At 41.0% G+C, this 19,548-nt stretch carries 15 protein-coding genes; 7 read left to right on the top strand and 8 right to left on the bottom strand.

Annotation, left to right across the window (positions count from 1 at the left end):
• Positions 1–202 precede the first annotated feature (202 nt).
• The gene (locus ACKWCF_RS15485) at positions 203–1,708 is read left to right on the top strand and encodes an alkaline phosphatase family protein (RefSeq protein ID WP_409478511.1); all 1,506 of its coding nucleotides are present in this window, start codon (positions 203–205) and stop codon (positions 1,706–1,708) included.
• Positions 1,709–1,719: 11 nt separating this feature from the next.
• On the opposite strand, the gene ACKWCF_RS15480 is transcribed toward ACKWCF_RS15485, so the two are convergent.
• From ACKWCF_RS15480 to ACKWCF_RS15460, 5 genes are all read right to left on the bottom strand, one after another.
• Entirely contained in the window at positions 1,720–2,079 is a 360-nt protein-coding gene (locus ACKWCF_RS15480) for a DUF1304 domain-containing protein (protein ID WP_409480267.1), read from the bottom strand.
• Complete coding sequence (locus ACKWCF_RS15475) at positions 2,076–3,266, bottom strand: NAD(P)-binding protein (RefSeq protein ID WP_409478510.1); 1,191 nt, start codon at positions 3,264–3,266, stop codon at positions 2,076–2,078. The genes ACKWCF_RS15480 and ACKWCF_RS15475 overlap by 4 nt, the downstream gene beginning before the upstream one ends.
• 65 nt (positions 3,267–3,331) lie before the next feature.
• Positions 3,332–4,030: a CFI-box-CTERM domain-containing protein gene (locus tag ACKWCF_RS15470; protein WP_409478509.1), complete on the bottom strand. Its 699-nt coding sequence runs from the start codon at positions 4,028–4,030 to the stop codon at positions 3,332–3,334.
• A gap of 11 nt (positions 4,031–4,041) precedes the next feature.
• Complete coding sequence (gene priA / locus ACKWCF_RS15465; RefSeq protein ID WP_409478508.1) at positions 4,042–6,087, bottom strand: primosomal protein N'; 2,046 nt, start codon at positions 6,085–6,087, stop codon at positions 4,042–4,044.
• Positions 6,084–6,884, bottom strand: coding sequence for a hypothetical protein (locus ACKWCF_RS15460; protein ID WP_409478507.1), 801 nt, complete (start codon positions 6,882–6,884; stop codon positions 6,084–6,086). The genes priA and ACKWCF_RS15460 overlap by 4 nt, the downstream gene beginning before the upstream one ends.
• Positions 6,885–6,972: 88 nt before the next feature.
• Between ACKWCF_RS15460 and ACKWCF_RS15455 the strand changes: the two genes are divergently transcribed.
• The 3 genes from ACKWCF_RS15455 to ACKWCF_RS15445 are packed head-to-tail and all read left to right on the top strand — an operon-like array spanning position 6,973 to position 9,587.
• The gene (locus ACKWCF_RS15455; RefSeq protein ID WP_409478506.1) at positions 6,973–8,535 is read left to right on the top strand and encodes a hypothetical protein; all 1,563 of its coding nucleotides are present in this window, start codon (positions 6,973–6,975) and stop codon (positions 8,533–8,535) included.
• A gap of 45 nt (positions 8,536–8,580) precedes the next feature.
• A complete protein-coding gene (locus ACKWCF_RS15450) occupies positions 8,581–9,396 on the top strand; it encodes a hypothetical protein (RefSeq protein WP_409478505.1) in 816 nt (271 codons plus the stop codon).
• Between the two features lie 59 nt (positions 9,397–9,455).
• Entirely contained in the window at positions 9,456–9,587 is a 132-nt protein-coding gene (locus ACKWCF_RS15445; RefSeq protein ID WP_409478504.1) for a hypothetical protein, read from the top strand.
• Between the two features lie 89 nt (positions 9,588–9,676).
• Here ACKWCF_RS15445 and ACKWCF_RS15440 read toward each other — a convergent pair whose 3' ends face one another.
• The 3 genes from ACKWCF_RS15440 to ACKWCF_RS15430 all read right to left on the bottom strand — a co-directional run bounded on the left by ACKWCF_RS15440 (position 9,677) and on the right by ACKWCF_RS15430 (position 12,958).
• A complete protein-coding gene (locus ACKWCF_RS15440; RefSeq protein WP_409478503.1) occupies positions 9,677–10,891 on the bottom strand; it encodes a TonB family protein in 1,215 nt (404 codons plus the stop codon).
• A gap of 155 nt (positions 10,892–11,046) precedes the next feature.
• Positions 11,047–12,171, bottom strand: coding sequence for a beta-N-acetylhexosaminidase (gene nagZ / locus ACKWCF_RS15435; RefSeq protein ID WP_409478502.1), 1,125 nt, complete (start codon positions 12,169–12,171; stop codon positions 11,047–11,049).
• 22 nt (positions 12,172–12,193) lie between these two features.
• Positions 12,194–12,958, bottom strand: coding sequence for a hypothetical protein (locus ACKWCF_RS15430; protein ID WP_409478501.1), 765 nt, complete (start codon positions 12,956–12,958; stop codon positions 12,194–12,196).
• A 150-nt stretch (positions 12,959–13,108) separates the two neighbouring features.
• Between ACKWCF_RS15430 and ACKWCF_RS15425 the strand changes: the two genes are divergently transcribed.
• The 3 genes from ACKWCF_RS15425 to ACKWCF_RS15415 all read left to right on the top strand — a co-directional run bounded on the left by ACKWCF_RS15425 (position 13,109) and on the right by ACKWCF_RS15415 (position 19,532).
• Complete coding sequence (locus tag ACKWCF_RS15425) at positions 13,109–15,610, top strand: Tad domain-containing protein (protein WP_409478500.1); 2,502 nt, start codon at positions 13,109–13,111, stop codon at positions 15,608–15,610.
• Between the two features lie 81 nt (positions 15,611–15,691).
• Positions 15,692–17,017 carry a hypothetical protein gene (locus ACKWCF_RS15420; RefSeq protein WP_409478499.1) on the top strand — a complete coding sequence of 442 codons (1,326 nt, stop codon included), beginning with the start codon at positions 15,692–15,694 and terminating at the stop codon, positions 17,015–17,017.
• 109 nt (positions 17,018–17,126) lie between these two features.
• Positions 17,127–19,532 carry a hypothetical protein gene (locus tag ACKWCF_RS15415; RefSeq protein ID WP_409478498.1) on the top strand — a complete coding sequence of 802 codons (2,406 nt, stop codon included), beginning with the start codon at positions 17,127–17,129 and terminating at the stop codon, positions 19,530–19,532.
• The last annotated feature ends 16 nt before the right edge of the window (positions 19,533–19,548 follow it).

Below are 19,548 nucleotides of genomic sequence, written 5' to 3'. Positions count from 1 at the left end.
GTTTACTTAAACCATTTTGGCGAGTGTTTCCGATGCAACCAATTTAAGCATCAGACCAGGTATTACCATCCCGTGTGTTTTAGTGAGGATCAGAGATAGCAAACTGAAGGGGGGTTAGGCAAGCGGGAAATCCTTATTTTTAGGACTTTTGGACGCCCTAAAATGAAGGACAACTGAAAAAACCTCCATTATAGTCTAACCCATGAAAAACAGTCTTTTTTTAGTGATCGCGATCGTTCTTGGTTTGGTGCCTGCTATGGCTAAAAACTTGTCTTTTGAAACCTATAAACAAAAGCCCAAATTAGTGGTGGTTGTGGTGATCGACCAATTCAGATCTGACTTCTTAACTCGTTACCAAAAAGACTTCATGCCGGAATCGAAACTTGGTTTTAACCATATGATGAGTACCGGAGCTTACTTTGCGCAAAGTTCTTACGGGATCATGCAGGCGATGACGTGTCCGGGTCATGCGATGATTTTATCGGGTTCGTATCCGGCGCAAACCGGCATTCAGATCAATGAATGGTACGATACAAAAACAAAGAAGAAAATTTACTGTGCGGACGATGCTGAGTTTGGATTTTCTCCTCGTAGATTAAAGACCACTACATATGGCGATGAAGTTAAAAATATTTACCCAGACAGTAAAGTTTTTACCGTTTCTTTGAAGGATCGTTCGGCGATTTTTCTAGGCGGGCATCGTGCTGACATGGCTGTTTGGTATGAAGATAAACCTAAAGAATGGCAAACAACCGGTTATTACGGAAAAGTGCCGGCGTGGATTGAAAAAGTAAATGCGAAACAAAGAACTTTACCGAATTTAGAAGACAAAAATCTTGAAGCGGCCATTGCCGGAGTGAATACAACAATGGATATGGCGGTTCAGGCTTTGACTGAAGAAAAACTTGGTCAACGTAATACAAACGGTCCTGATATTTTAGGCGTGAGTATGTCGAATCACGACATTTTAGGTCACAAACTTGGGCCGGATGCTCCTGAATTAAAAACTTTAACTTTAGAAGAAGATAAGCAGCTTGCGAAATTATATTCGGCTTTAAAATCTAAAAATCTTTTAGATAAAACGATCGTAGTTCTAACAGCCGATCACGGAATTCCACCAGCAGGAGATTTATTACGTCGTGGAAGAATTGCGACCGGAGAATTAGACTTCTTGGGAGCGATCAAACAAGCGAATGCTAAGTTAACTAAAGAATTAGGCTCAAGCGGGGATACACCATGGATTGAAAGCGTTTTTCTTTCACATGTTTATTTAAATCGTGCACGTTTGGCTGAAAAAAATATTGATCCCGCGAAAGCGCAGGACATGATTAAAGATATTTTTCTGCAGTTACCTGGTATCTACAAAGTTGTAACTCGTGAACAAGTTTTAAAAGCGCAGATCCCATATTTTGATTTGCGTTGGCCAGTTGAAAACAGCTTTGTTCCTGATGTGGCCGGCGATTTAATGTTAATTCCTGAACCGTTCTTCGCACAAAAAACTGGAGCTACGGTCAATCACATGACGAACTGGAATTACGACAACTCAGTTCCAGTTATCATGTGGGGACCGAAATGGTTTCAAGCAGGCGTCTATGCCGGTTCTCGCATTGTTGATATCGCGCCAACGCTTTCTTTTGTCTCAGGTGTTCTTCCGCCAGCTAAAGCCAGCGGTCGTGTTTTAGACGAAGCGTTTAAACAAAAAAATTAACTTAAATCGAACTATAAAAGTGAAACTAATAAAGCGATCACAGCCGGCATCGCTTGAATATAAAGAATCTTTTTCGAAGCTGTAGCGGCGCCGTAAACGCCAGCTACGATCACGCAGCCTAGAAAAAACAATCTTAACTGCTGTGCAAATTCTGGATTCGGGCAAAAGAACGCCCATAATAATCCTGCCGCTAAAAAGCCGTTATACAAGCCTTGGTTAGCAGCCAGAGCTTTAGATTGTTCAGCAAATTCTTTTGTTAAACGGAAGGTTTTAAGGCCAACAGGAGTTGTCCATAAAAACATTTCAAGCACTAGAAAATAGATGTGCAAAGCAGCGATCAATAGGACTAGAGCTTGAATAATTGTGTTTATAGTTCCGCCTCTGTTTGAGTTTCTGCGTTGTTTGAAGTTTGTTCTTCAGCGAAGTCAGCTTTAGCCATTTGGAAGCCACCGAAACCTAAAGCTGCTAAAGTCATTTGAGACTGTAATAAAGAGCCTAATAAGTTCGGGTATTGATTCATTGAAGCAGAAGCAATCCAAAGGTTATTTACTTTGTGAAGTGTACCGTTTGAATTCATTTTTAATTCGCCGCCAGAAAGTGGTGGGCTCATGAAAATTCTTTCAGCTTTAATCGCATCAGACATTTCTGGAAACGCACGTTTAATTTGGCGTTTCATTTTCTTTAACACTTCGCCAACGTTTTCAGTTTCTTCAGCTGTTGTTAAATCAATAAAACTAATCCATTGCGAGATCTGTTGGGCTTTTTGTGTTGGAGACACATCAGCGGCAACACCTGGTAAGAAACGTCCTGCACATGGGCCGATACCATCATCAGTTGTTCCATCAAGAACGAATAAACCTTCTTGTTCAGTTGTTAAATCTTGGTGGAATAAATCTAAACAGATCGCCATCCAGTAAGAGTCTTTTTTAAGTTTCGCTTTAGCGCGGATATTTAAAACGTCATCTGGTACGATTAACGCTAAATCACGAACTGGGCCGGCATAGATAAAATTATTCGCGTAGTAAGTTTTAGAGCCATTCACCACAACGTGAGTTAATTGCGGATCTGCTTTTGAACCTTCTTCTTGTTCAGCAAAACCGAATTTCGTTACATGCGAACGCATTAATGTTTCACCTTGGTATTTATTTTTCAATAACTCCATGATTTGGTGAACCGGCAAAGTTAGTTCTAATTCTTTCGGGCTTAAGAAATAAGAAAACTGATCGTAGAATTCCGGAGATTTATCGCCGAAACCAACGAACGGTTTAAAACCTGAAGCATCGTAAGTTTGTGGGTGATTTTCTTTTTCAGATTTAATTAATTTTAAACCCAATAAGTTTTCTAACTGTTCAACGGCTTTAATTGAAAGATCATTCGCTGGTAAAAAACGCATTCCTGCATCGATCACATTTCCGTTTAATAAAGCCTGGCGATTTGATCCGCCCGTGAAAGCTTCGGCTTCGATCAATAACACGTTTTGTGTTTCTTGAGATAACTGAGTTGCGATTGTTTGGCCTGTTAAGCCGCTTCCAATGATGATGTAATCGTAGATGTGCATACTAATACGATCAGAAAACTTTGGATTTGATGCAACAAAAAAGGGGAATATTTATGGGGAATTATTTATCTAACGCATTTGATCACGAGCTTTAAAGCCCAGCGGGTAGGCGCTTTCAGGAAATCGTGCCGATCAAGAATGCAGGCCACTTTTGGGGAGTAGCGGTAATAAAAATAAATAAATTTTCTGCCTAAAAATGATTGCTTTAAGACAGAATCGCGATAACTGCGTAGGAACATAACATCGTTATGGGTTGGCGATTGGTACGCCGAACTTGCGATAAAACAACGACCTGCTTTTCCCATGGCCGCAAGAAAGATTTTTACATTTTCTGGGTGCCGGGCCACTTTGATAAATTCTTGCGCCTGTTTGATAATGTCGTTGTGAAGTGGTGTCACGGGTGCAAAAAGAGATAATTGTTTGGCGTAAGCCACCTGACGATCACTGAATTTTTGGCTGGTGTCGTAAATACGCATTAAATCCCAGTACACACCGGCGACGATCGACATCTCGGCAGTTTTAGAATTTTCTTTGAAAACTTCAGGTGTTAAATTTCCCTGAGCAACGTTAAAAGACAATTCAAGAATGCGCAGATATTTTTCGTAACTAACGGCAGCTTCGCCATATTGTTTAACTTGCATGGCGCGATGACCGCGTTGAAGCAACGCTTTACGCATTTCCCACATTTTTTCTCGGCGTTCGAGCTGCGCTCTTTCGACCGCAGTTAACCGAGATTCTTGTTTAGGTTTTTTGTCTTCTGCCACAGTTAATTATTTTACAACAGACTCATGGGGTCAACATCGACCAGGACTTTTACTTGGGCGGGAATCCATTTTTCGTCTGAGATAATTTGACGGGCTAACTGGTTTAATTCGACAGCTTTGGTGCCTTTTAGAATTAAATGATACCTGTACTGATTTTTTAAACGAGAAAGTGGTGAGGCCGCTGGACCTAAGACTTCAATCTGCGAATAAAACTGTGGATATTTTTCTTTCAGTGCTTGAGCGCGCGCCAAAATATATTTTGCCGTTGTTTGTGACTTTTCTTGCGACATCGACGTCACACGAAACGACAGCATTTTCTGAAATGGCGGATATTTCAGAGGTGAACGATTAAGTAATTCATGTTCTGCAAAACCAACGTAATCGTGCTTTTGCGCAAATTGCAGAGATTCGTGCTCGGTATTATATGCTTGAATCACGACTGATCCCGGGGATTCATCACCAGTCACATGACGGCCAGCGCGTCCGGCCATTTGTGTGATAAGTTGAAAACTTTTTTCGCTCGATCTGAAATCGGGAAGATTAAATCCCACGTCAGCTAATAGTAATCCAACAAGTTTTAATTTCGGAAAATCTAAACCTTTAGCGATCATTTGTGTTCCGATCAGGATATCGATTTCACCTTGTTCCATGTTGTTGATCAGTTCTTCCATCTCAACACGGTTGGTGATTTCGTCTCTGTCGGCGCGGGCAATTCTTTTATCAGGAAATAAAGTTTTTAAATCTTCTTCAACACGTTCTGTACCAAGCCCCAGAGGAGTTAATTCTCCTTCAGAACAATCAGGGCATTTAACTTCAAAATTTTGGTGATAATCGCAGTAGTGGCACACCAAGTGATGTCTGGCATGCAGGGTTAGGCTGATGTCGCAGTTCGGGCAATCTGCGGTGTAACCGCAACTTGGGCAGAATACAACTTGGGCCATACCCCGACGGTTTAATAAAAGCGCTACTTGCTCGTTATTGGCTAACGACACTGTCATGCGATTAAAAAGTTCTGTTGATAACCAAAATGGAATTATACTTTTTCGCTCCGAATTTTCTTTTTCTAAGCGCATATCAGTGATTGTTACTTCAGGCAGCGGACGGTCTGCCACGCGCGAAACTAAAGAGTGTAGCTGGTATTTATTTTCACTGGCGTTTTTCCACGATTCTAAACTAGGTGTAGCAGAACCTAAAATCACCGCGCAGTTATTGTGTTTAGCGAGCATGATCGCGCAATCGCGGCCATTGTATTTTAATTTTTCGTCTTGTTTAAAACTCGTTTCGTGTTCTTCATCAACGACGATTAAGCCGATATTGTCTACAGGGCAAAACAATGCTGAACGGGCACCGATTAAAATATTTTTCTCGCCCTGAATGATTTCCCACCACTGGTTTGTGCGCTCACGGTCAGTTAATTGCGAATGAAGCACAGCTACTTGATCACCGAAACGCTCAACAAAGCGGTTCACCAGTTGCGGTGTTAAAGAAATTTCGGGAAGTAAAAACATTCCTTTTTGTTTTTTCTCTAAACATTGTTCAAAAAGACGTAAGTAAATTTCAGTTTTTCCTGAACCAGTAACTCCATGAATAAGATGAGTTTTAAAACCACTGTTTAAAGAAATGCTTTCAACACATTTTTTCTGCTCAGGTGTTAATTCTGGCTTAGGCTTGGGCGCCAGATTAGGAATTACCGGTGGGCGCTTTGAAGCGCGTGTTTTGGTTTGTTTAGCCAATGGGGGAAAAGCCAAGTTCATCACTTGGCCAATCGGGTGAATATAATATTCAGCCACCCACTCAAGCCATGTTAAGTAGGGATCTTTTAATTTAATCCATTCTTCGTTGATAGAAGCTACAGGTTTTAACTTAACTTCTTTGCCAAATTCTTTATTAATTTCTTCTTGAGTTGTCGTAAACGCAGAAAGAACAAAGCCTTTTACGTTTCTGTTTCCTAAAGTCACATTCACGACATCGCCGCGAGAAACTGTGAAATCGGAATTTTGAAGATAGGTTAAAGGATCTAGTAAAGGCGCATCGACTGCGACTTTAACTACATTCATCTAAACCTCTTGTAAAAGTCTTCAACAACTTGAGCTATGCTGCTTGATTCATTAAATGCAAGCTCTGTCGGTAATTCAAAATTCTGTGGATAAAATTGTTGAATTGTTGCCGCGTTTTTCACTGAAAAAGATTTCACTTTAACAGTGGCTGTGGCGCCGGCCCACTTGATCACTTGAGTTTTTGCAATCCAGAAATCGTCTTTTACATTCACGTAATCAGAAAGACTGATCTCAGTGCCTGAAGGCATTCTGATTTTGCGGATTAAGAAATCGTCTTGATCAATCCAGATTTGTGGACTTTTGTCTTCGCCCTGTGAAGGTTCGCCGATCGCAATACATACACGGCCATCAGCTTTAGATAATCTTGTTTTTTCACTGATTCCTAATTCACGCACATACTGCATGAATGAATCGCTTGAGCGAATAAACAGTAAACGTTGGTAAAAATCATTTCCTACCGGAGTTTGAGTTTTATTTTTTCCAACAACATGTGTTTTTTGTTTTGAATTAAATAAAGAATTTACTTTGATGTTTTCTTTGTACGGTTCTAAACCATTCGCTGAAACTTTTAAGTTGCGATCGCCTTCGATCAACCAGTTCTCTTGAGTTTTAAGAGAATCTTTACCCACCTTGAAAGTAACTTCTTGGTCGATTGAAATCGATGTGCGGCCTGTTTTTGCGACAGTTTTTTTAACTACGAAATCTAAAGGCAGAACGAAAGTCCAGGCTGTTGAAGCAGATAATAAAGAAAATGATAAAATTGTAGTGACCAAAGTCAGGCGTAGAGCTGATTTCATACAAAAAATATATCATAATGAGACAAGAAGTTTAGTCCGAAAGATAAGTAACAGCTCGTGTTACATAATCTGGTATAATGGTGAAGAGATGAAGTTAGTTCACGTCATTAAAATTTTGTTGCTAACGCTGCCTGCGGCGATGCTTTCTTGTACGCAGACAGGTGAAGGTATTTTAAACAACCAAAGTACAATTTCTGAAACTGTCGACAACTACACGAAACAAGCTCCATTTGCTTACGATATAGCTGCAGACACAATTTCTTACAATTCTTGCCCAAATTTTGCGGCCAACGGAGCTTCCTTAGGACCTTTTCCAGCTTTAACTATTGGTGTGAATGAAGGCTTTGTTACAAATAATGGAAATGGGGCTGTAAAAGGTGGGCTAAAATTAAGAACGGCTTTTTTACAGCACATCGGTCGTTACATTAAACCACAATCACCATCGACAACAGTGACTCCAGAACAAGTTAAATTTGTTTTACAAAATTCTACAGCTAATGCCGGTGCGTACTTGCAATATTCGGTCAGAAAAAAAACTGATTTAACACTGAATCTGGATCTGATTGCTCCAGGTGCAAGTGGTGATATTCAATCGTTGATTCCTGTGCGTGACCGCGATGCTGTTGTGTTTTTGCAAGATATAACGTCTGGTTATGTCGGGCACACACTGACAAAAGATGTTCGTTTTACAACAACGGGTGCGGTGCTTTCTGAGGGGCCTCGTGCGTACAATTTATCAGACACTTTAGATCCTGTGGTTATTCAGGGTTCTTTCGGTCTTAACCAAACAATAGATGACAGTTATAAGCCTTCAACTGACAGCAATTCGACGAACAATCCCGAAAATTTTTTAGGGCTTGGCGAATATTACAGTGATTTCGTTCGTAAAAAATTTAATTCCACAGGTGCTGACCGAGTTATTGTAACGGCTGTGTTTGGTGGTAAAGCCGCTGACATGGGTGGTGGAGCCGAGCAAACTGAAGAAACAATCAGTCAAATTCGCCGTCAAACAACAGACTTATCAAAAGCGTTTGGCCGTGGTTATAGTTTAAAATTTGAATCTAAAAATAAAAATGTAGCTGGTTGGGTGAATAATGTTATGTCGGGCACAGCCGTTACTGAATTTGATTTATCGACAGGCACAACTGTGCAAGGCGCGCAGTGGACTTGCGAAAACTTCATTATCGCTTTACCTGCCCATTACGATAATAAAAAATTAGGCGAACCAACATGTAGTCCACTGATGTCTGGCGATTTAACAGGTGCAAATGCAGCACGCCAATTAGCAGTTAAAAAAATTCGTCGTCAGCATTCGGCTTTAGATTGGAATATTGGTTTATTTATTCCCAAAGACACAGTTCTAGGTACAACTCTTCAAGATCGTATTGCGAACCGTTCGAAATATCAGATCTGCGTTTCTCCGCGTAGAAATAATTGCTACTTACCGACGACAAATATTTTTGCGGCCGATGGACCTAACGTAGGTAAAGATGCTGGTATTCAGTACGACACAACTAAAGAGTGTTATTTAACAGCGTACAACTTAATGGGTGCTAACTATACAAGTGCAACAACGCCTGATGCAAAACGTCTTTTAGGCCGTTGCGCGAACTATTTAAGTGTGTGCACACGCTCTTCGACGAATTTCTAATCGAATTTCTTGGTTTTTTAAAAATTCCTGTTTAGTCTTATTCACATGAAATATGTGTTAATTTTATTTTTATCGTGTTCTGCAGGAGCTCAAACATTTGAAAACTTAGGTTCAGTATCAACTTCTTTAGGTGGTGCTGGTGTTGGTGCCATCAATCAAGTGGATGGAGCTTTTAATAACCCTGCGGCCTTTGCTTTATTTGAGCAGCGTTCGGCTGACTTAAGTTATTCGAAAGACTCATTTCGCATTTCTTTAGCTGATAACGGGGCGGAGGCTTTATTTCCGGCGATGTTAGGTTATAGCCAAAGTGATATCGATGATGTGAAAGTCAAAGCGTTCTACCTGGGCTTAGCTTATGTGCTTAGCCAAAAATTTTCTGTGGGCGCTAACTTTGGTTTTCAAGAAACGAAAGTTCCTTTGAGTGATGATAAATTCAGACAAAATTTAGTTGATGTGGGCGTGATATATCGACCGAACACTTGGTTTTCCATCGGTGCTTCGGTGAAAAACCAACCGATGAACGATACAGATCTGCCAGAGACTTTGGATGACCGTCCAACGCAAGCTATGGGTTTTGAGGTTAAATACGACGAATTAGTGAATGTTCGTGGGGAGTATGAGACCGGTAAAAACGTGAATTCTGACCAAAGAGCTATCGTTAAAGGGGGCTTGGAAATCCTGATGAATGAGTGGATTCAGCTGCGTTTAGGGTACCAAAATAACAATATTATCTCTCAGAACTATTTTACCGCAGGTTTAGGCTTTGGCGGCCCTCAATTTGGGCTTCATTATGCTTATGTAAAAGAGTCGGAATTTGAAAAAGAAACCCATCACTCAATTGACTTAGCAGTTCCGTTTTGATAATCCTATCGTTCTAATTTTGCTTAATTAATTAACAAGGCTTAAAAGCGAGGACTAAAATGGCTTCAAAAACGAAAAAACTAGAGTTCATCCGTGAACGTAAAAAATCAACTTCTGGCAAAAAAAGAAAAGCTGGCATCCGTACAAAAGGATCTACTAAATCTAAAAAAGAACTTTTCGGCGACAAATAGTCTTCCGTTAATTTTTACGATTTAAATAATAAAAAAGCCGAATGTTTTATTCGGCTTTTTTAGTTTCTGGAATTTATTTTTCTTATTTCTTACCTTAAAGCTGCGCGACGACGTAATGTTGCAGGCATTTGTTGAACATCACCTTTTAATGTCCATACTTGAGGAATCTCTACCCAGCCTTGTTGGCCAGGATAAAAGCGCCATTTTTTAAGAGCCGCTAATGTTTTACCATCTAAATTTTTATAACCTGTTGAAGTTAATAGGCGGAAGTTTATTAAGCCACCTTCTTTAGTTACGTAGGCCTGGAAAGTTACGCGACCTTGTTGGCGGTTGAGACGTTCTTCAACGGAATAACTTGGTTTTGGATTACCCGGAATTTGGCGTAATTGATCAATCGAACGAACACCCGTTGGAGCACCTGCGGCTGCTTTTGCGGTTTCGTTTGAGCCTGATGAACCACGGCCAACGCCTGCGTCACCTGTACCACGACCGCGCGAAGCTGCGGCTAAGGCTTCAGCTTTTTCACGAGCCGCACGTTCGGCGGCAGCTGCATTTTCAGAAGCTTTTAATCTTGCGACGGCAGCTGCATTTTTTGTACGTGTTGCCATTAACTCGTCGTTAGCTAAACGAGACTCAGCAGCAAATTTATTTTCTAAAGCTTTAAGTGATTCATCTGATTGATCACCGATTTCACGGGCTTGATCATCCATACGTGCTTTTTCAGCACGGATAGCCGCTTCGTTAGCGTGATCGATATTTTTAAACTCAGATTCAAGTTCGTCATCACCCATTTTTCCAACTTGAGCAGCTTCAACGCCGTCGAAATCTAATTTCGGTGCTGGAATGTCTTCTAATGTTTCAGGAACACCAGAGCGCGATGGAGCATATGTCGCTGTTTTGGCTGCGCCACCAGAAGTTTTTGTTTTTACAGTCGCAATTTTAGATTTAGAAACTTTTGAAGTTTTCGCAGGGCCTTTAACAACAACGTCTTCCTTGGCATCAAGTGGAGCTGCTGGTGCTGGAGCATGGGCTGTTTTTCCGCCGCGAGTAGGTTTTACGTTTTCGCCTTTAGCGATCTCAGGCTGAATAGGTTTAACTGGCATTGGTGGAAGTTCTTGAACCGCTTCGAATTCAACTAGGATGGGTTCAGATTTTAATTTTTCCATCACCGGAACGGTTACGAATAAAGCACCGATTGCCAAGGCAGCGTGGATAATAACCGACATACCAAAATATTTTGAAGAATCGCGATTGCGATAGCTGGCAGAATCTTCGAAATAGTAATCGTAAACCCCTGATGACATAAACACCCCTAAAAATTACGGAATAATTCATTCAGATATGTTTCAAGTATCGCGCCAGCTCTAAACCAATGGGTTCAGCCTTATCTGGCGCTTCAGGAATTTTTTACAAGGTTGTTTCACCAATTGTCAGGGTACGCGAGGCTTGCGACAGCGAACTATTCGCCGTCGTTTGATTCGACTAAACCCTCAGGCATAACTTGTTTGCGTAAGCAGTCAGCTAAGTACTGGTGATCAGGGTGGCCCACGATTTCCATAGCCTCGTCGATAGGACGTGGATCTGGGTTAAGAAGTTTGATTTTTTTCACGTCTAAAATGTGTTTAAGCGTGCTTTCAAGTTCTGCTTTTGAATGCTGTCCTTGTGCGATGGCCGACATGATACCTTCAATCGCCACAGGTGGAGATTCTGGTTCATTACAGTATAAAAGTAATTCCGCACCAGCTTGTAAAGCGCGAACCGGAATAAAAGCTTTATCGTAATGTTTCGCCATCGCTTTCATGTCTAAATCGTCGGTGATAATTAAACCTTTGTATTTCAATTCATCACGTAACATTTTTTTTAAGAAAAATTCTGAAAGAGTTGCAGGCCAGTCTTTATCAACTGATTTAAATAAAATGTGCGCTGTCATCACCATATCTACGCGGCTGCGAAGTGCTTTTTTAAACGGAACTAATTCAACTTCGTGTAAGCGTTTTAGATCAGCTTCTTCAACCGGCAATTCTTCATGCGAATCAATGATGGTGTGGCCATGACCCGGAAAATGTTTAGCACAAGATAAAATTCCTGATTTGATGTAACCGCGAACTAAAGCTGATGCCATTTTTTCAACTTGATGGGGATCAGAACTTACGGCACGGTCGCCAATCACTGTGTTTTGTGGATTTGTGAAAACATCCACACATGGAGCGAAATCTAAGTTAATGCCCACAGCCATCATTTCTAGACCCATACGGTGAGCGAAATGAAAAGCTACAGTCGGTGCATCTAGGTCTCCCACAGTTTTAAGCGGCGGCCATTTAGTAAATGGTTCTTTCAGGCGGTGAACACGACCGCCCTCCATGTCGATACCGATAAATAGCGGGGCTTTTGAGGCCATTTTGTGACGTAAAGACTGGATTTCGGCACATAAATCACGAATTTGCTCTGGAGTAGATAAGTTTCTCGCAAATAACACCACACCGGAAATATTATTTTCAACGATAAACTTTTTTTCTGATTCAGTGAGAGTGTGTCCAGAAACGCCAATCAACATGTGTTGGCCGATAAGTTCGTTTAATTTCATTTGTTTTTACCTTGTGTGTCTCTTAGTTGTTTAAAACGTTTGTTTTACCTTTAGGTACGTTACCAAAAACTTTCTCTAAAGTGCCAGCAGAAACTTTAACTCCTTGCACGGCTTCTTCAGAATTTTTCATTAACTCAGTTTCAATTCCTGTTGCCGGAGTTAGGGCTGAAATATTTTGTCCTTGGTTAGTGATGTAGTTTTCGTATTCCATGCCGGCGAATGAATTGTTCGCTTTAAGAAGTTGTAAGATGCCGCGAGAAACCATCTTTTTCTCGATCGATGAAGTTCCTTTTGTGACATCACCCAGTTCTTCAGCTACGGCATTAAACTCGAATTTAGTTCCGGTTTTTAAACCTTCTTTGCTGTTTAACATCATGTAATAAAGCGAACTTGATAAAAAAGTGCCCTTAGGAAGTTTTTTAGAAACTTTTGATTTTTCACCGTTTTCCATAACGATGCCAGACATTGTTTCGCCTTTAAATGTCATATCAATCGTTTTGCTTTTTCCACCATCGGTAGCCAAGTAAGAATAGCTGATGGGTTTAAAATCTGTTGTTGAAATCGCCGTTAACGATTCAGTCATGTTAAATCCGTTTTTACCTAAACGCATAAACGAAATCGTTTTAAATTCTTTTGTTTTTGGGTCAATTTCGTTACGTAAAATAAAGAAACCTACGTGTTTTTTGAATTGGCTTACTTTGTAGTAGCCTTCAAACAAAACTTCGGCCTGTGAAAAACTTAAAAATGTGATTTGAACTAAAACGGCGATAAGTAAACGGCTAAACATAAAAACTAGAACCTTTCGTGAATAAAAACGTCTCTCTAATTTAAATGATTGTCTCATTATTGACATCATCACACCATTAGTTGCACGACGATTTTATGACCTTGGTCTGGACTGGACGCTCTAAGAAAAACCAGATACGCTTATATGATTATGAGTCATGCGCAGCAAAAAACCAAAAAACGCTTCGTTTTAACGATGCGAAATCAAAAAGGCCAAGTGGGCATTTTTGTTGCGCTTATTTTTCAGGTGATCTTCGTGTTCTTCGCCATGCTTGTGAATGTGGGATTAGTTGTTCACCACAAAATTAATTTACAGCAATCCACAGATTTAGCAGCGTATTACGGAGCGATGAAACAGGCCGAAATGATGAACATGATGGCGCATGTGAATTATCAAATTCGCCAAGCCTGGAAATTGTTTGCTTGGCGTTATCGCGTTTTAGGAACTTTCGGTATAGAGCAAGATGCACCGTCTGTTCCGGAATCTGCAATGGATATTCAGTTTCCGATATCATGGAAAGGCACTAAGCAGCCCAAATATAATTCGAGATCGCAGAGTTTTTCGTGCCCGGCAACGCCGAATAACATTGCAAGAGGTATTACAATCACTGATGTTCCTTTTATGTGTATGGGGCATAACGGATTTGCTGACTGGATTTCAGGAAGAAACGATATGTCTGAAACCTATTGTAAAATCAATTGCGGCGCTCTTGATTCACTAGGTGGAAGTGCGTTTACCATTAATGCCGTTCCTTCGGTGAACACGAGTTGTATTGCTGGAAACTGTTTAGGGGCCTCTATCGATAGAGCCATTGAACAAACTAATAATATCTTACGTAACACTTGTACTAAACTGGGCCCGATCACAACACAAATGTTAGCTCTGTACTACGGCAATTACATTAAAGACACCGGAAACCGCAAAAACTTTATCTGGATGATGGCTAAGAATTTAGGTTTGTCAGAAGATGAAATGCTGGATATCGATGGTAACAAAGTTATTACTGGTGTGAAAAATACGTTGCGAAATAATTTAACTGAAGCCAATTCTACCTCAATGAAAGACGAAGCTATTGTTGCTTACAACGGCGTTAAAGCACAAGGCGGGGGAACTAGTTTTGCCGAAAGAATGTTAAATGAAATTACCTTTCAACGGCTGATGTTTTATTTAATCGATTGTGAATACACGAATGTTCAGGCGAATGGAGCCGGTGATTCTACAATTAAAATTAAGCCGCTTTATGTACCTGGTACTAATGACATTGATGCCAACATTAAAAATAATCTGCAATACATTATGAGTGGAGCGGGTATTCAGGGTGTATCTGATTTATTTGCCCTTAACTCTGAAAAAGTGAATACCATCGGTTACGAAAAAAATCCCTGGATCCAGGTTTATTATGGCGTAAAAGCCACCAGTGAACCGAAAATTCCATTTCTTCCATTAGCAAAAATTAAATTGCATGCGGTCTCTTTTGCAAAACCTTTCGGTGGAACAATGGGGCCGTGGTATTATAAAAAGTGGCCTTCTGGAAGCCCCAAAAGCGGTGATGGCGATGATTTAAATGATCGTACTGATCAGAACCTTCCGGTTAAAACTATTGCCAGTTATCCGGCAGCTCCGACATTAAAAGGTGTACGTGAATTTCTTCCGAATTATTCAACTTATGTTGGTGATGTTTATTCAAATGACAGTGCCTCTCAAGACCCGAATAACAAAGGCGGATTGGCAAACACCAAAATCGTCGCATTTTATCACGCCTTGCTTGCGAATAAATATGGTGTAAGCAATGCTCCACCGTCGTCTTCTGATAAAACGCAAGAAAGTGAGATGGGTAGGTTTCATCAAAAACCAAGTGCATGGCCTAAATACAGTGAGTGGTATCATTTGAATACTCCTTTAACTTCTGCAGAATACGATTCATTGGCTGTTGACAGACCTGGTCCAAAAAATACGTATATGCGTGATATTGAGCTTTCAGTAGTTTCGCCTAATCAGTTCGATGCAACATACTACTCAATCGATCCTGAGTTTGCTCAAAACTATGTAGATCGCTTGCAGAAGGGCGATGCTCTACAAAAAATAAAAGCGGCTACGGGTACGGCGGATGAAATAATCTTTCCTATCGATTTTGGAAACACTGGCGGAACAGCAATTAATGGTATACCTAGATCTCCCTATTTCAGTGTTCGAAATCAGATGCATGTTACAAATGAGTTATTTAGAAAAGCAAAAAACGATATTGTCAGTCGTTATGGCAACGGTTCCAGTGAAATGCTGTTTGCGATAGATGTGCTTGCTACGAAACAGTCTTCACTTCTTACGGGTTGGACATTTTTAAATTTAACAGCCGACGGATATAATTCTTTTCCAAGCTCTGAAAAGACAGGTGGTAAGTATACGATGTTATTTGGTACTTGCGACCCTGTATTAAACCCATGGACCGAGACGTACTTAGCTCCAAGTCTTGTCGAGGCCAACTTGCCGCCAACACCTGGTAACTGCGTTAGTGGTGGTCGCGTAGGTTATTCGGTGAAAATTATTTCAAGCCAAGTTCTGCGCGGAACAGGTGAGCCATTTCAAAATCTTGGTGGCAGTGGCGTCGGTGGGCCTATCGCGAATCCGGTTTCAGAATCTTTTCTACAGTTCTAAATAAAATTTATTTTATTTGTTTCAGAATAAGACAAATTTTTTTATGTTTATACGGAATTGAACCGATCAGCAAGTATGGGCATGAAGGCACTGTGGATCGTTTTCAATTTTCTTTTTGCGAACTTCGCTTTCGCGCAGAGCTTTTATACAACTTGTACACCTTTACCGTCTTCACCAACAGTTGCTGATATTAATACCTACAATACTTGTGTCGCCAATAACCGCGCCTCGGCCCAGAGTTCGGGTACAGCCGCTGCACAGTCTTTTACTTTAAATGGCTCAACTGTGACGGCACCATCAAGTGGAACCGCTGAGCAGAATGATATCTATAACCAGAATGTAATTATTAACAATGCAACACCCACAGCGCTCACCACTGAACAGTTAAATGCTGTTTCGGTTACGGCGACCGGAGCGGTCGCGGCGCTTAGTCAAAGCATGGCAGCTAATACTGAAGGTGAAACAACTTACCTAGTCACTTCTGAAGGGACATTAGCCGAAGGCTTAGGTAAACTTTCTCTCGCCGGAGAATGTGCTTCGGTCTCTTCATCAGGGTGTTATAATCAAAGATCAGAACTTTACGCGACCGGTGCCGCCTATCTTTTGGCTCAAAGACAGGCGCAAGACCAAGCGGGTCAACATCAAAACGCCCGCACAATAGCTTGTAATGCAAAAAATCAAATTAGCTCAGATTCAGATCAAACAATTTGCGAAAGCGCCTTAGATAATGCTCTGGCTGGTTTAAACGGAAGTGTAATGAGTTCGGTGTCGGGAATTACCGTAACCGTCGGGCCAGCGGTGACTTCGGCTCCGCTAAGTACGATTGTTTATGATGCTTTGACCGGCGCCTGCAGCCCGCCAACGGCACCTGCTTGTGTGAATTTATCACGTAACGTGGCTCCGTTATCGATTCAAATGCAACAAACAGTTCGCGAAATTTTAAAACAAAAATATGGAAAAACCGGAAGCATTACCGTAACAGCTCAAAGTTTGTATTCTATCAATAAAGACGGATCGATTTCAGTTAAAGGCGATGGGGCGTATTCGCAAACGGATTTTTCAGATTCAAAAAAAATGAAAGCCAAAGGTTTATCAGACACTTTTGTGCAGAGTATGACAAAGAGTGTAGCCTCATGGATGACGGCAACAGCAAGTTCTGTCACATCTACAATCATTAGTGCCGGAGGCTTAGATATTACAGAATCACCCTTCACAATCGCAGCCTTAGAACAGCAGCAGAAACCTACAGCTGTGATCAATCCATTTCAGAGTGAAGATACCTCGCGTGAGCCAGCCTCGTTAAAAAAACAGCTAGGCTCGGAATTTATCGGTGTTGCTAAAGACGATATTTTTAAAATTATTAACCGCCGTTATAAAAGTGAAGAAAAAGAAGATTATTTTTATTAATCTCAAAATAAAACACTCAGTTCGCACTGGATCAAGGTGGTAAAAACCATCTTAACAAGTTTAAGTTTCTAGACTTTTGGGCCGATATAAAGAGTAGTCAGGGGGAACTGTGACTAAAAATCATATCCTTATTAAAAGTGTCGCACTTGGTGTATTACTAATGCTTTCGCCTTTCGCGAAGGCTGCTGATGGCGTAAATCGATCTCAAGTTGAGTACTTTAATAAACTTTATAAAACTCAGTCTCCGAAATGTTTTATTCCTGAAGCCACGAAAGCTCGTATTATCGCTGGGCTTGAAGATAAATGCTTAATCAGAACAACTTCTAATAACGAATCATATATTAGTGGTATTAAGCCAGCGTGTACTGAAGCTTCGGTAAAAGCATCGGCTGATTTAGAAGTAAATGCCCTTTGCGTGAATACGGCACAACAAGCTGAGCAGGCTACAATTGCAAAACAAGCTGCAGCGGCTCAACAACAACAAAACGCTGCAAAATCTGGTAACGGTGGATCTTCTTCAGGCGCAGGTGTGGACCCGCAAGCTCTGGGTCAGATGTTCAACGCTATGGCGACCACAGCGACGACTAAAGGCAAAGATGGAAAGACGATCTATGAAAACGGCAAAGAAGCGGTAAAGGATGGCTGGAAAAAAGTAACTGGTCAATCTAAAGAAGAGAATGCAAAGACAACAAATTCAACTACGACAAACACAGAAAAGCCGGCCGCAAGCACTTCTTCGGTAGTAGATGGAGCACCATCATCAACAACGCAAAAATATCCTACGCAAGATGGCGGTTATGTCTCTGCTGAAATTAAAGACGATGGAACAGCGACTTTAACTAAATATGGCAGTGATGGAAAAGCTCAACCGAATAACACGACCTCAATTTCTACAGAAAATTTAGAGAATCAAGTAAAAAGCATGGGTGGTGATGTTAATAAACCAATGAATGGAAATGAAGTTCCAGGTTTGAAAAAAGCTGTTAGTGAAGCACCAAAAGATGTAAAGCCTGCGGCTGAAAAAGCGGCTGACGGAAGTGCTGCCACAGGTTCAGATGCAGCCTTGGCAGAACGCAAGGCAAAAGCTGAAGCTGAAGATCAAGCCTTAGATACAGAAATTCAAGCCATGAAAACGCAACTTGAAGCAGCTAAAAAACTTGCTCCAAACGAAGCGAATGAGAAATGTAATGCCAATGAAGCAACTCGTGATCCTTACACAGGACAAACAAAAAATCCTGCTTTAGAAAAAGAATGTAATATTGGCGAACCACAACAAGCAATTATTTGTCTTGAAACAAACTTACAAGAACTTGAAGCAGCTAAAATTAAGCTAAAAGAACAAAAGGAATCTTGTTCAAGTTCTTCAGGCCAAGCCGAAAAATTGTGTTCTATGGTTCGTAGTGAAAAGGCGCAGCAGGTACAACAAGTCATGTCACTTGGTGCAACTGTGCTGTCAAAAGTTACGGCGGCTTCCGAGGCTTGTGGCACAACATCATCAATCAGTAAAATTGCCCAAGGTGGTATGTTGGCTGCTCAAGGTGCATGTACAGCAATGAAATTTCGTTGCGATATGAGCTGTGCTTCAGCCAAGAAAACAATCGAATTAATGAAAACTAAAGCTGAATTAATTCAAAAATGTAAATTAACTCTGCAAGCTATTGCTTCTTCAGGATCGCAAGCTCAGCAAGCTGCAACACGATTAAGCGCGAAGCTTGAGCAAGAATTAACTCCTGAAAAATCAGTTCCTTCTGCAATTACTCAATGTAAAAATCATAAATTAGATATGGCGACGATGGGGTTAGCTGCGTTAGGTTTCTTATCAGCGTTCCAAGATGCTGAAAAGTGTAAAGAACAATTAGCTTCTGGTGGTGGTGGCGGTAATGGCTCATCGACATCAGGTATGGCAGGTCCACAAATGACGACGGCTGAATATTGTAGTCAGCCACAAAATGCTGCGAGCATTACTTGTAAATGTACAGCAAATCCAAATGCTGAAGGTTGTACGGGTTCGCTAATGAATTCAGGTGTTGCCTTAGGAAAAATCAACGCTAATGGTGGTCTTTCAGGTTTTGCAAGTGCAAAGCAAAATGGATTAAGCTCTCTTAATTCAACAGGCAAATCTTCTGGCGATGCTTCTTCAGAACCTCCTCCAGGAGCAGGTTTAAGTGAGGCAGCCCGTGAAGCTTTAGGAATTAATAGTGCAGCAGGCGCTGGTGGCGCAGGTATTACTGGTAATTTCGGAAGCGGTTCTGAAAATTCTAAAGCGGCTGCTAAAGACGAAAAAGAAAAACCTAAATTCGGATTCTTCTCAAGCCTTGGTGCCATGTTAAGTGGCGGCAAAAGCGCTAACCAAGCGGCCAAAGCAGCTATTCGTAATTATGAACAAGACCAAGCCATCAAACGTAAAGTAGCGTCGGATCAATTACGCGCTGAAATTACGACGGCGTCTGGTAAATCAAACTTTGATAAAATTAGTAATCGCTACCGCGAAAGCGCGAGTAGCTTCGAGAAATAATTAGGTGTCGGGGGAC

This window comes from Pseudobdellovibrio sp. HCB154 (genome assembly GCF_046267985.1).
Classification (GTDB): Bacteria; Bdellovibrionota; Bdellovibrionia; order Bdellovibrionales; family Bdellovibrionaceae; genus Pseudobdellovibrio.
Note: the sequence above shows the minus strand (reverse complement) of the source record. Positions and strands in the feature narration are given on the sequence as shown.